7 protein-coding genes are annotated in these 14,964 nt (G+C 55.7%); 4 read left to right on the top strand and 3 right to left on the bottom strand.

Translation table 11 applies throughout. The features are described from left to right. The 4 genes from ABX962_RS13745 to ABX962_RS13730 form a co-directional block, all read left to right on the top strand. The coding region (locus ABX962_RS13745) for an alpha amylase C-terminal domain-containing protein (protein ID WP_372720306.1) at positions 1-715 on the top strand (715 nt) is incomplete at its 5' end. 384 nt (positions 716-1,099) lie between these two features. After that, positions 1,100-2,167: a WD40 repeat domain-containing protein gene (locus ABX962_RS13740; protein ID WP_372720304.1), complete on the top strand. Its 1,068-nt coding sequence runs from the start codon at positions 1,100-1,102 to the stop codon at positions 2,165-2,167. Between the two features lie 223 nt (positions 2,168-2,390). After that, on the top strand, positions 2,391-8,465 hold the full coding sequence (locus tag ABX962_RS13735; RefSeq protein WP_372720308.1) for an SdrD B-like domain-containing protein: 6,075 nt from the start codon (positions 2,391-2,393) through the stop codon (positions 8,463-8,465). Positions 8,466-8,983: 518 nt separating this feature from the next. Next, positions 8,984-11,566, top strand: a complete 2,583-nt coding sequence (locus ABX962_RS13730) for an EAL domain-containing protein (protein ID WP_372720302.1) — start codon at positions 8,984-8,986, stop codon at positions 11,564-11,566. 84 nt (positions 11,567-11,650) lie between these two features. Here the strand turns inward: ABX962_RS13730 and ABX962_RS13725 are convergent, their stop codons facing one another. The 3 genes from ABX962_RS13725 to ABX962_RS13715 form a co-directional block, all read right to left on the bottom strand. Next, positions 11,651-12,793, bottom strand: coding sequence for a hypothetical protein (locus tag ABX962_RS13725; RefSeq protein WP_372720300.1), 1,143 nt, complete (start codon positions 12,791-12,793; stop codon positions 11,651-11,653). 307 nt (positions 12,794-13,100) lie between these two features. Then, positions 13,101-13,433 carry an HU family DNA-binding protein gene (locus ABX962_RS13720; protein ID WP_008693142.1) on the bottom strand — a complete coding sequence of 111 codons (333 nt, stop codon included), beginning with the start codon at positions 13,431-13,433 and terminating at the stop codon, positions 13,101-13,103. Between the two features lie 388 nt (positions 13,434-13,821). Further along, a partial coding sequence (locus tag ABX962_RS13715) for an Ig-like domain-containing protein (RefSeq protein WP_372720298.1) occupies positions 13,822-14,964 on the bottom strand: 1,143 nt, incomplete at its 5' end.

Genomic DNA, 14,964 nt, shown 5'->3' with positions numbered 1-14,964 from the left:
GTTGTCCTACATGCACAACGAACCGATTCATCGCAAGTACCATCAAAACGAGCTGACGTTTAGTCTGATCTATGCCTTCACCGAAAACTTTATGTTGCCGCTGTCGCACGACGAAGTGGTGCACGGCAAGGGATCGCTGATCAGCCAGATGCCAGGCGACATGTGGCAGAAATTTGCCAACCTGCGTTTGTTGTATTCCTACATGTGGACGCACCCGGGTAAGAAGCTGTTGTTTATGGGGGGCGAATTCGCTCAGTGGAGCGAGTGGAATCACGATGATGGTCCTGATTGGATCCTGTTGGATTTCGCCACCCATCGAGGCGTGCAGCAGTTGGTCGCCGATTTGAACAAGGTTGTGATCGAGAACCCTGCACTACATCAACTCGATTTCAGCGGCGAGGGGTTCGAGTGGATCGATTGCATGAATGCCGATGAGAGCACGTTGGTCTATTTGCGAAAGGGGCTCGATGGTACGCCGCCGATTTTGGTGTGCAGCAACTTCACTCCCGTGGTTCGCAAAGGTTATCGCGTGGGAGTGCCGGCGAGCGGTTTCTGGAAAGAAATTTTCAACAGTGACGGGGAAGCATACGGCGGATCAAACGTCGGTAATTACCCCGGTCGTGAAACGTTCGGCGAAGGCCACCATGATCGCCCTGATAGCATTTCGGTCGACCTGCCACCGTTGGCGACCGTCATGTTTCGCTTGGAGGAGTAATCGCACGAGCGAGTTGATTTTTAGCGGAGCGGCAAGCGGTCGCCGCCCGCTCTGAATCGACGTGTCGACTCGCGGCAAGCGGACGACGCCCTCCACCGCGTGGCGCACTGCTGCAAAAGTCGATGCACCGGGATCACGCCGCGACCGCCAGCAATCGTGTCGTGGCCAACCGGTGTTTAGTCCCCCCTCTGCGGGTTTGCAAATTCGACTTTTCCGATTATTCCGTTCATGACGGTTTTTCGGACTGCCGATTTAGACAGTAACTGGGTCTATGCGCGGCCATGTCGAGCGTTTCGGCGACATTTCCGTAGACAGCACTGTGAAACACGAAATTCACGCTGCGTACTGGCCCTAGATTACTCGTTCGTTTTTGAGGGATCAGACATGCCGCGTTGTGTTTCACGCCGTACTTGGATTGCAACAGCCACCACGGCGATGATCGCCGTCGGTACTGCGGACGTTTTGCTCGCACAAACACCCACGATTGCCAATGCGCTGGGGCATCCTTCGTTTCCAAGTCGTGTCATCCGCTTGCAGCCGATCGGCGATCGCACGACGCCACCGGTCGTGACCGCGGTCGCAGCCGATCCACGCGGCGAACTGCTGGCCGCAGCAGGAGACGATTTTGGGATTCGTATCATCGATGTTGCGACGCTCAAAGTGCAGCACACGCTCGAGGGGCATCGAGATCTGATTCGCAGTTTGTCGTTTGATAATGTTGGCGATTCGCTGGTTTCCGCCGGGAACGATGGCCAATTAATCATTTGGGATCGCAAACGATCGTTTGAAATTGGCCAGCGGATGCAGGGGACTCCGGCGCTGGCCTGTGTTTGTTTTGCTCCCGATGGAACCAAGATCGCCGCTGTCGGATTCGACCCCAAAGTTTTCATCATTGGCGCGATCGGCAACGAAACCCCCAAATTCTCGTGCGATTGCAACGATCTTCGCAGTGTTGCCTATCGCGATGATATGCGAGTTTTGGCAGTCGGAGGTCGCAGCGGGGATCTGCATCTGTTCGATCCGCAAACCGGCAACTTGATCGCGGAACCGCACTTGCATTCAGCCCGGATTCGTGACATCGCGTTTCATCCGCATAGCAACAATGTGATCACAGTGGCCGAAGACGGCGTCGTGACGGTTTATGACACCTTGAATCAAAAGAAAATCCATAGCATTGCCGTCACGTCGGGGCGTCTGTTTGCGATCGCGACCATCGATAGTCAACATATTGCCGTGGCGGGATCCGATAACGTCATCCACATTGTCAATACGGATACCGGCGTCATCCGCCACCGGCTCGATGGCCATGTCGGGACGGTCTCGACGCTGACCGCAACCGGCGGACATTTGTTTTCAGGTGGGTTTGATGCCACGCTTCGACGATGGAGTCTGGATGAACTGCATCGCTCGGGCAGCCGCATCGCGGAGGGAACGACCCCGATTGAACGGTAGCCCTCACGGACCGGCTCGCAGTCTGTCCTAAGTAGAAAAAATACAACCCATCATGAGCCGCCTTTCGCACTGCGAAAGTTTGCTCAATCGTTTCTCTCGCGGAAGCGAAAGAAACGATCCTATTTGTTCATCGCACACGGAGGTGCCTCGGGTGATTTGGAAATCAAAACGCAGCCGATCGATCCAAAGCAATACACGGACCAAGAACGTCAAACGACGAATGTTGACGTCCGAGAAGCTTGAGAGTCGTCGATTGTTCGCGGCCGATCCCATTCACGTTGGCGTCGTCTATATCGAGACCGATTATTTGGAATCGGATCAAGACGTCGGTAGCGACTCGCGAGGCGACCGTTTTATCCTTTCGTTCACTGGCGGAGCGGCTGGTACGGAGTTGAATGAACTTCGCATCCGCACCGACAAAGACAACGATGGAATCTCCGTCGGTGACTTGATCTATGACACCGAACTCGGCGGCCGTGGCAAGAACGGCGCTCATAACTTTCAAATCGTTCGTATTCTGACCGCCGACGGGCACACGGTCGAAGCAACCGCCGAAGTCGAAGATGGCGGCCAAGAATTGGTGCTGCGATTGTCGGGATTCCGAGCTGGGGACCGTTTGGAATTCTCGATTGATGTCGATGAAGTGCTACGCAACCTACCGGATCTGGATCAGTTCAATAGCCGCTTGGATGTGATCGCGTCGGGGCAAGAGTTCCAGGACTCGATTCTCGAAGCGACCTTTAACGCCCCGCACTACGAGACATCACACGCAGATGCGGTCTTCTTAAATGACTACGGCGATCCTGCGAAAGATCACAATCTGAATTTGCCTCCCGACGAAGGGACCGGCGCCGACAGTCGTCCGAACCGCTCCGCGGCAGCCGTCGCGACCACGGGCCAGATCGCAAAACCAATCTCGATCGCGGGCCAGGTCTGGTTGGACAACAATTTGAACAAGACCCGCGACGCTGGCGAATCGGCGGTCGCGGGCGTGACAATTACGCTGTTCAAATGGGATGAAGCCACCAATCGCTACGTCGATACCGGGCACCACACGACGACCGATGGCGATGGACAATACGTCTTTCCTCGTGCGTTGGGACTTGTCCCCGGACGCTACCGCATTGTCGAAACCCAGCCCGATGGGCTGTTCAGCGTCGGCGCCATTCCGGGGGCTGTCGACGGCGTTGCCAGCGGTCGCGTGGAATCGATCGATGTGTTAGCCGATATCGATATTCCGCTCGGTGATACCGACGCGGTCCGCTACGACTTTGCCGAAGCCCAAGCGGCGTCGGTGTCTGGCTATGTCTATCGCGACGACAACAACGATGGTCACAAGGACGTGGGCGAAACCGGGATTGCTGGGGTTCGCGTTCAATTGGTTCCGATCAACACGATCTCGGCGCAATCCGCAGTGACCGTGACCACCGCCGCGGACGGTTCCTATTCGTTTAACGGCTTGGCACCGGGGACTTATAAAGTCATCGAAGTCGACCAGCCCGGCTACTTGAACGACGGTCTCGATACGCCCGGAACGATCAATGGCCGCGTCGTTGGACGCGCCGAAAACCCCGGCGATGCGATTCATGACATCGTGTTGGCAGGGGCCAGCGACGGTGTGAATTACAACTTTGGCGAAACGCCGTTTGGTTCGATCACCGGTTTCGTCTACTTGGTGGCACCTGGCGAAGATTGCGAAGGCCCCCACGACGCTCCGGGCAACAAGCCGCTCGAAGGCGTCCGTGTGGTGCTGCAGGATTCCTTCGGTACGATCATTGCCGAAACTCGCACGGCGGCCGACGGAAGTTACGAGTTTGATGAGCTGCCAATCGGAAACTACCGGATCGTTGAATACACACCGGCGGGACTCCTTGATGGCGGTGCCCATGTTGGTGTTGTCGACGGTTCCGCCTCGGGGACCGCGGTCGGTGGCGGGTTGATCCAAGAGATCACGATGACCGCCAATGGGCGTGGTGTTGAGTACAATTTCTGCGAGATCGCGCCGGCGACAATTAGCGGTTATGTTTATCACGACCGCAGCGATGATGGCAAACGCGACGGTGGCGAAGAAGGCATCGCCGGAACCACGGTTTCGTTGATCGACACAAGTGGCAAGGTCGTCGCTACCGCCGTCACCGATGTAAATGGACGTTACGAGTTCAAGGGGATTGTTCCCGGCGTCTATCGCTTACTTGAATCACAACCCAATAATTATTATGACGGGAAAGATGCTGTCGGCACGGTCTCGGGAACACGCGTCGGACAACTCGGAAACGACGGCGATTCGTTGGTCGATATTGAGCTAAAGCAGGGTCAAGGCGGAGTCGAGTACAACTTTGGCGAATTGGTCGGGGCGACGCTTTCAGGCCGAGTGCATGTCGACGCCGATGATGATTGTGATTACGACGAAGGCGAGATCACTCCGTCGGGCGTCGTGATTCGCTTGATCGACGTTAACGGAAACGAAGTCGCTCGGACCACCACCAATGCCGAAGGCAAGTATTCGTTCACCAACATCGCGCCGGGCGAATACACCGTGATCGAAGGGGTGGTGGACGGCTACTTCGAAGGCACCTCGCACGCGGGTTCAGCCGGTGGCGTGGCCGATCCGCCCAACCGGATCAGCAAGATCACGTTGGCATCGGCCGAGGTCGCCGTGGATTATGATTTCTGTGAACGTCCACCCGCGGAAATCAGCGGCGTCGTTTACGACGATCGCGACAACGACAATCGCCGCGATACGGGTGAAGCCGGAATCGGCAACGTGTTGGTGGAATTGTTCAATAGCGATGGCGAAAAAGTGGCGTCCACTCGCACCGACGCCAACGGAGCGTACCGGTTCACGTATCTGCCAGCCGGATCCTATACGGTTCGCGAAATGCAGCCGACCGGATGGTTGCAAGGGGGACAACAAGCCGGTTCCGGTGGCGGTAATGACTCGGTTGACGATGTCATTTCAAGCATTCCAATTGGCTGGGGCGATCGGTTAACCCAGTACAACTTTGGCGAACTGATGCCCGGTTCGATCAGCGGCGTGGTGTATGTCGACAGCAACGGCGATTGTGTGCGTGATCCCGACGAAGCCCCGATCGCCGGGGTAATGATCGAATTACGAGACGGCAATGGTCAAGTCCTGGGACGCACCACTACCAACGTAAACGGACAATACAGTTTCGAAGGTTTGCGTCCCGGCGAATACCAAATCTTTGAAGAGCAACCTGATGGTTTCTTCCAAGGTGGCCAAGTCGTTGGCAGCGGTGGTGGAGTCGTGCTAGACCAAGACCTGCTTGGCATGACCTTGATGGCCGGCGCCAATATTGTTGATTACGATTTCTGTGAATTGCCACCGGGGTCAATTAGTGGTGTGGTCTACATCGATGCCGACGGCAACTTCCAACGGGACACTGGCGAAAGCCCGATCCGTGGTGTGAAAATCGAGTTGCGAAATGAAAAGGGCGTCATCGTGGCGACCACCGTCACGGATGCCAACGGCCGCTACTTGTTCGAGGGGCTGGCACCAGGCAACTATCAGATTTTTGAACAACAACCGACCGGCTTTTTCCAAGGGGCGCAGCATATCGGTAGCGGTGGTGGCACGATCATCAGCCAGGACTTGACCGGACTGAAACTGTCCGCGGGCAATGACGTTGTCGATTACAACTTTGGTGAACTGCCACCCGGATCGATTAGCGGCGTCGTGTACATCGATGCGGACGCGGATTTTCAGCGTGATTCTGCTGAAGCAACGATCGCAGGTGTGAAAGTCGATTTGCGAGACGGCAACGGAAACGTGGTGGCGACCACCGTGACCGATGCTAATGGACGCTACCGATTCGAAGGCCTCGCCCCTGGCGACTATCAAATCTTTGAACATCAACCCGCAGGCTATTACCAAGGCGGCCAACACATCGGCAGCGGCGGTGGTAACATCCTCGGCGCCGACTTGACAGGGCTGAAACTTGCCACCGGTCGCAACGTCGTCGATTATGACTTTGGTGAATTGTTGCCCGGTTCGATCAGCGGCTACGTGCATGTCGATAGCAACGGTAACTGCACCTACGAAGAAGGCGAAAAGCCGATTGCCGGGGTGCGTGTCGAATTGCGTGACGAAGAGGGCAACCGGATTGCCGAAACGACGACCGATGCCAGCGGATTGTACCGCTTTGGCAACTTGCCACCGGGACGTTATCACATTGTCGAAATTCAACCCGACGGCTTCTTCCAAGGTGGACAGAGTATCGGCAGCGGCGGCGGCGAAGTGATCGGTGACGATCATCTGGCACTCGATTTGCTCGCTGGGGCCAACGTCGTCCATTATGACTTCTGCGAACGCGAACCCTCGACCATTTCAGGTTCGGTATGGAAAGAGACCGATTTAGACCGCGTTTTCAATTCGGGCGATATTCCGCTTGGTAATATTCTGATCGAGTTGTTGGACGAAGTGGGCAACCGAATTGCACAAACACGTACCGATGCGTTTGGTAACTACGAATTTAATAACCTCGCGCCGGGCATCTACTCGGTGCACGAACATCAGCCCGTCGATTTGTTTGACGGCGGAGCGTTGCCTGGATCCGCGGGCGGCACCGTGACCGGCGATGACCTGATCAGCGGGATCAAACTGACCGGCGGCACCAACGCAGTGGACTATGATTTTCCGGAAGTTCCCCCCGCGACGATCTCGGGCTACGTGTTCCAAGACGGTTCGGCGATTCCGGCAAACACACCACCGAACGCCGAAGATTTGCGTGATTACAAAGACGGATTGTTGACCGATGATGACTTGCGAATCGGCGGCGTGACTCTTGAACTGAGAAATGTGCTCGGCGAAGCCTTCACATCCGACCGGGCACTCGCGGGCGTCTATCCCGATGGCGTGATCCGTGTCACGACCGATGAATTTGGTTTCTATGAATTTACCGGACTTCGTCCTGGTACCTACAGTGTTTATCAGGTGCAACCCGACAACTTCATTGACGGTCTGGATACTGCTGGTTCCACCGGCGGCGTTGCGGTTAACCCGGCGGACGTTCTCGACCAAGACGATGCCATCCGTATCCAGACATTGGCACTCAGCGAAGCGACGGATCCACGCGATGACGCAATTTTGTTCATCAATTTGGGGGCGGGGGGATCGAGTCGCAGCAATAACTTTAGCGAGATCGCGATCACTGAACCTGCGATCCCTCAACTGATCGAAGATCCGATCGAAGACATTAAAGTCTATGCACCGATTGAGACATTCGATCCTTCGATTCGCTTGGTTGGTTTTGGTGAGATTCAATCGATCCGTCGACCCATGATCGCGGATGATGAATGGGCGGTGTCGTGGCACCTCAGTGTGATCAACGGGGGCTTCCCCGGAGGATCGGCGCAGGATGGTTCGGCAGTGATCAAGACCGTCGGGGCAACCTCGATGCAAGAGAACTGGACCGAGGGCGAGCACACCTCAGGTCGCTGGGTGATCGTCAACGCCGATGGCGAAATGATGGAGATTGCCAATCGCTTGACCATGGGGGAAAAAGATGCCGTCGCCTTGACCGGTGACTTTGACGGCGACGGCAAAGACGAAGCAGTGCTGTTCGTCAACGGACATTGGTTTGTTGATTTGAACGGGGATGGACGTTGGGACGAAGGGGACATGTGGATTAAGCTGGGTACCGAGCTGGATCGGCCGGTCGTCGGCGACTGGGATGGTGACGGCAAAGACGACGTCGCGATTTTTGGACGTCAATGGCACCGTGACCCGCAACGTATCAAAAAGGATCCGGGGCTTCCCGATCCCGAAAACAGACGGCGTCGCGAATTGTCGGCCGCAGAATTGGCCAAACATGTTGACGACCGTGGCGAAGATCGTGAGCGATTTTTGCGTCGGGGCAACGATGGCAACTTGCGTGCCGATGCCGTCGATCATGTGTTCCAGTACGGTGAACAAGTCGACACCCCGATCGCAGGCGATTGGAATGGCGACGGCATTGATCAGATTGCCGTTTTCCGCGGCGGTACATGGATGCTCGATACCGATGGCGATGGACGCTGGACTCGTAACGACGAGAAAGTCGAATTTGGACGCGCTGGTGACGAACCGATTGTCGGTGACTTTAACGGCGACGGGATCGACGAGATCGGAGTCGTACGCGGCGATGTGTGGATCATCGATACCGACGGCGACCGCAAGATCACCAGCAACGACCTTCAGATCGAAGTGCCACGCCCTAGCGGAGACAGCCAGCCCGTAGTAGGCGACTGGGACGGCGATGGTCGGGATGAGGCCGGGTACTACGACGAAGCGGCCTAGAAGAGGCGTGAGGGCCGTTTTTGACGGTCCTGCGCCCATCCGCTAGCGAAACGCCGCCGCGAAACCGAGACTTGCGGCCAAGCGGCGAACATGAACGCGGTAATCTCGTACCAAATCCGCAATATGCTTCGTCGGTGGAGAGGTCATTGCCCTGAAGGCCAAACGACAAGCTCACCCCCCCAATATCCGACGTCACGACCATCGTTTCAGCGGCCCAGCACGCGAAGCTCGCTCCGAATCGGAGCTTCCATGAGCGAATTTGCGGCCGGCAGCGGGTCGGTTTATTCGGTCTCTAACGTCTGCGCCATCCGCGCCGCTGAAGCTTCGGATTTCTGAAAAGCTGCATTCGCAGTTGCATCTAAATTTTGTCGTACAGTTTGACGGAACGTTTGTCGTTGGTGTCCGCAAGGGCGGCACCCGCGTTCCGTATTCGTTCATGACATGATGTTGCGTTGTTGTCGTTGCAAGTCATGCTGCCCGAACGAGACGTGCGTGCTGGCGGGGTAGGACTTGGCTGAATGAATCTGCGACTGAAAATATTGCTGTCCTTGATCGCGGTCTTTATCACCTATGTGGTGATTGACACCGCGATCCATCAATACGTGGTGATGCCACGCTTCGTCGCTCTCGAACAATTTCAGGCGACCAAGGATTTGCAGCGTTGCCACGCCAGCATCCAACGGGACGTCGATAATTTGCACTTGGTCCTAGACCTGCCAACCGATTGGGACTCGCTGCAAGATTACGTCGATCAGACGCGGGAATGTTTTCAGCGACGCAGCCAAAGCAGACAATCGTATTCGGATCGTCATCTGGACATGTTTGCGGTTGTCAATCACGACGGCAAAGTCGTCTGGCAATCGATCCATCCGCCAAGCCACAAGCCGCAATTCAACCACCAAAAACAAGCCAGGATCACATCATTTCCCAGTGACGATTGGACGTCTGGGCATCCCGTGATCGCGGCATCGCTTTCCGCATCGGCATCCGATGCGTCGGAAACACGCGGGGTCATCATGACCGAAGCAGGTCCGATGATCGTGCTGGCACGCTCTATCACTCGTGACGAGGACGATCACGTGGAAGGTGCGGTCGTGGTCGGTCGCTTCTTGGATCGTCAAGCGATTGCAGCAAAAGCGGAACAGACCGACGTTGCTTTCCAAGTTGATGCGATTGATCCATTAACGGTGGCCTCACACCAAATCGTGCCGGTGTCCATGCGTAACGGTGTGGACCAGAGTAACGGTGAGGGCCAGAGAAACGAGGCGACCGCAGCACCGATCTCGATTCGTGAAGTCGACGAAGAGAATCTCGTCGCGCAAGGGACGTTGTTTGACATTCAAGGCAATCCCGTATTGTCGACGTATGCATTGGTCCAACGCAACATTTCCCAAGAGGGCCGGATCGCAATGCACTATGCGATTGGTTCGCTCGTCGCAGCCGCCTTTGTCGTGCTTTCGATCTTGTTGCTGTTGTTGCAGCAAATCGTGATCAATCCGCTGAACCAATTGTCGCAACATGCCACGCGGATGGGAGAAACCGGGAACTTTTCGGCTCGCTCGGAAATCAATCGCAATGACGAGTTTGGTGATTTGGCAACCAATATCGACACGATGGTCGGGCGTCTAAAACAGTTATGCAGTTCAAATCAGCAATTGCACGTTGAGATCCGCCAACGCAAATCGGCGGAATCCGAACTGCAGCATGCCGCGACCCATGATTCGCTGACCAATCTGCCGAATCGGACGCACTTGAAACAAATGCTCGAGTCGCGATTCGCCAATCGTTCCTTTTGTACAGGGAATTGCGATGCGCTGATTTTCTTGGATCTGGATAACTTCAAAATCATCAACGACAGCCTCGGACATGCCGTTGGCGACGAGTTGTTGGTTGCGATCGGCGAACGATTGCAAGCAGCGGTCGATGCCGTTTCACGCAGCGCGGAAACGAAAACCAAAAATTTGGTGGCGCGACTTGGTGGCGACGAATTTGTGATCTTCCTCGGCAATGTCGCAAGCGAAGAGGTGGCGACCGAATTCGCCGAACAAATTCGCACCAACCTGATCGGCCGCTACACCGTCAGCGGTCACGAATTAACGCTCGGAACCAGCCTTGGGATTGCATTTTCGAACGATTCGGTGACCACGCCCGAAGAATTAATGCGAAACGCCGATCTGGCGATGTACCGCGCCAAGTTCAGCGGAAAACAGTGTTTGGCGGTGTTCGACCACGCCATGCACGAATCGGTCCTGAAGCGACTCGAGCTCGAAGAAGCGCTGCGTACCGTGCTGAAAGACGGGGGACTGCGATTGGTCTATCAACCCATCTTCGATATCGATACGGGAGTCATTGTCGGACTCGAATCGCTTGTTCGTTGGGACCACGCAACTAAAGGTTTAATCAGTCCCGCCGAGTTTGTTCCGGTTGCCGAAGAAATCGGTTTGATCGTGCCTATTGGTCGCTGGATCCTCGAAGAAGCATGTCGCACCATTCATCGGTTAAATGAAGCCCGCGGTGACGGCCCTCCCATCTCGATCGGCGTGAACGTGTCCAAACGACAACTCGCCGATGCGGGTTTCGTGGACCTGCTAAAAGACGTCCTCGAAACCGAGAACGTATCACCGAATCAGCTAAACCTCGAGATCACCGAATCGATGATCATGGATAGCCCCGAGCAAATCGTTGATTGTTTAAGCGAGATTCGTAACCTTGGCATCCGCTTGCACATGGATGACTTCGGCACCGGTCATTCCTCGCTTAGCTGTTTACATCGATTCCCGATCGATGTGTTGAAAATCGATCGATCGTTTGTTTCGACGATGGAGGTCGGTGACGATTACGAATCGATCATCCATGCGATCATCACATTGGCTCACAATTTGGATACCCGAGTGATTGCCGAAGGGATCGAAACCACGCGTCAACTGCAGCAGTTGCGTGATCTGAAATGTGACTTTGGACAAGGCTATTTGTATAGCAAGCCAGAACCAATCGAAGATTTGCAAGAATTGTTGTCGGCGATTGTCAACCGACCAAGACAAGATCCACAATTCGGATTTGCCTCAATCGACTCGACCTTCTCGATGCTCGCCCCGCACTAGAGAGAGTGGCGAGTATGACGAGCTTCCGAAGCCCCAATGATCACGGGCGGCAAGACGATTGCGGACGCGATGGTTTGTTCCGAGCTAAAACGCGGTTCGTGGTCGACCCCAGCGAAGCGTGTCGTTGTTTTCTGCCGTTTGCTCTGCGGGCCGGTTCAAAGGTTCGGTACTTGGTACCGGCGTCGTGAAACGTCGTGCACCTTGAAACGCGGGCTCCATCGCCGTATAGGGTTGATGCTCGGCCGATGGACGGTTCTGCTGCTCGAATGCGTTGACCGTCGTTGCACCTTGTGTCGAGGGTGCTAGTGGTTGCAATGCCGGGGCCGGTTGGAATGCGTTGGCGTTGGCGACGGAGCTGAATTGGTCGCCGCTGGAACCATATTGCGAATCCGAACCGTATTGTGACTGAGGGGCCATGTCCGACGCGTTGATGTTGCGGTCTCGTTCGGAGATTGGAATTGGCTGTGGATTGTATTGCGGACTGGTTTGATACTCGGCCGGTGCACGATGCGGAGCCAAATTGATCCGGTTGCCATTGTCCACTGCAGGCGGATAGTAACCGCGGCTCATCGTATTCAATGTGTTCGTTTGCATCGGAGCAGCGTAGGTTGTCGCCGGAGCCACGGTGTAGGGAGTCTTCGGGGCGCCCGTCAAATCGTGAACTTGCATTCCGTTAAACCGAACGCGGGGCACCGAGTCGACCGCGTCATATCCCGATCCGGGATTACCGTTGTTTGGATTTGCAAACGTGCCGGAGACCGTATTGATTTGCGACCGGGTTTCTTGCCAACTCGCGGTGGCCACGCCTGAGCCGATGGCTTGATCACCGTAGGCATTGCCCGAGACTTGTGCGAGCTGTGGTGGTGCGGTTGGTTGCAACCCCGAAGCGGGTGAAGGGTTTGACGAGAACGAATCAAACGGTTGGGCACTGAGAGGCGATTGGAACGGTGCCACGTTGGCTTGTCCGTAGGGGACAAATCCCGCAGGTGCACCGTTAGGATTCTGGAATGAATTGTTGGGCGGTGGTGGCACTCGCGTGGAAGCTCCCAGCGGGCTGATCGCCGAACTGGCTCCCATGCCTCCGATCGGTGCAGGCGTAAGTCCAACCGGGGCCATGGGGCCGACCGGTGTGAGCGGTCCGCCCGCAGTCGGGCCAGTCGTTTGCCTGCAGCCAACGCTGGTTAACGCCAACGCAAACATGCAGGTTCCGAGGCAAAGTTGTCGCATGTCGAACACCGAGAGAATCGAAGGAAATTGGTTCTGACTTGGACCTTTAACAAAAATAAGAAAATTCACGAAATACCAATGCCGTGATTTTCTTGTCAGTAAATGCCGTCCGTGATCCGTCGATGGGGGATCAAATGCCGAGAAACAATGCGACGGGCCACAAAAAGAGGTTTTGTGACGCAACAAGAGAAGTCGTAAAACGAAAAGAGCTGGCAACCAAATCGCAATCGTTGGCTGGCCAGCTACTTCTATTTTGTTCGCCCCGCGACGGGGGCGATCGGAAAATCGTCAAAACCCAGTTGGGTTTTTAGATCATTTCTTTCAGACCCTTCAAAGGTCGGATCGAAAGCTTCTTGCTCGCTGGCTTAGGATTCAACCAGATTTCGCTGCCGTCGGCAGGATTACGGCCTTTTCGCTTTGGCTTTGCAGGAACGTCCTTGAGGATGATTTTGCAAAGACCTGGGATTGCGAACTGGCCTGGGCCACCTTTGCTGATCGCTTTTTCGATTTCAGCGGTCAACGCGTCGAAGACGGCAGCAACGTCCTTCTTCGTCAATTCGGTCGCTTCAGAAATGTTAGCCAAAATCTGAGTCTTGGTCGGAGCCTTTAGTGGGGCTGCCTTGGGTGCGGCTTTAGCCATGTGCAACAACCTTCTTATCACAGGGTGAGAGTAGTCTGGGTTGAGCTTGATAGCTCGATGTTTTCAATAGGGCAAAGTGTTATGTCGGCCATGCCACTGACGCAACCCGGCTTTGCCCAAAAAAGCCCACGTTTTTCAGTGTTTTCTGCAATAGGGGCGTTTTTAGACCCCAATCACGGCTGGAAACGGGGTTGCACAGGGGGGCCTAGCATCAGCCCCTGTGCTGTCAATGGTAAACTTTATTTTTCCGAAAAATACGCACTTTTACGGTTTTCCAGCTCCAGAACCGGTGCGAATCGCCAAATCGCGGGCGGCCGAAAACGAAAACCGCCGCCGATTTTTTGACGAAATCGGCGGCGGAGAATGCCGTTTTAAAGCGCGCTGCGGCCTACAGATCCGCAGCGATGGCCGCATCGATCGCTTGATCGACGAGCGGGTTTTCAGCCGTCGCTTGCTCTGCGATCGCGTCACCCGATTTGGAAATCCGAGTCAACTCGGACGCGACTTGACTCATCGCATCATCGACGGCGTCCACGTTCGCGGACACGGCGGAGGAGCTCGCTAACTGAGAACGTAGCAACGATTCGCCTACCCACGCGTCGTCACCACTGCTGACCCCGATCGTCCCCGCGTCACCTTGACTGGCCGCCAGCGAAGCGGCACTGGTGTTCGACTCGACGAATTCGCCCTGAGCTGCACTTGAGGACGAACCCGTACTTGAGGATTCCGTAGTGCTGGTCGCGGTTGCCGCCGTAGCGGTGTCTGCCGCAAACGTAACGTCCTTCTCTTCGACGCTGATTCGGTACAGCTGCATTCCGCCGGACTGACCCAGCGATTGCACCCGTCGGTCCGCGGTCGTCGGCAACGTGGCCTTGACCTGCGACGTCGTCACCGAGCCGGTCGAGGATGTCGTGGTCTTGGTGCCGCTGATCGTCAGATTCTTGCTGGTTGAATCCAATGCAACCGTCGGATTGGTAATTGTCTTGACCGCCGATGTGGGGACAACCACCGCGTTCGTGCTGCCAGGCTCCACCGCGACTAACAACGACTGCTTCGGTGTCGATCCCAACCATTCACGGATCGTGATGAATTCGGGACGAAGGCGTCCGAGCGAGATGTCGATGGTGGTGTCACCATCCTCAGGCAAACTTGTTACCGTGATATTCTGAGCCGCCGATCCGTTGTCAAAGAACGGCAGTGACGGAATTTGTAACTGGTACGTGCCCGGCAAAATGTCCTTGAACGAAGGCTTATCACCGGTGAATGACAGTGGAATCTCAACGGCAGTGTTGGAGTCGTCGGTGCCCGTCAGCTTGATGCCGCTGATCTGGCTCGGATCCACGTCGGTGGCCAAGAAGTTCAGCAACACGTCGCGTGGCACAAAGTCAAAGACTTCGACCGTGATCGTGCCGGTGCTGGTCAAACCGCTGCCGTCGTTGACGCGGTAGGTAAACGTGTCGGTGCCTTTGAATCCGGTCGCCGGTTTGTAGAAAATGGTGCCGGTGGTGGCATCGATGCGAACGGTTCCGCC

The organism is Novipirellula sp. (genome assembly GCF_041583735.1).
Taxonomy (GTDB): domain Bacteria; phylum Planctomycetota; class Planctomycetia; order Pirellulales; family Pirellulaceae; genus Novipirellula.
This window is presented reverse-complemented; position numbering and strand designations above follow the sequence as displayed.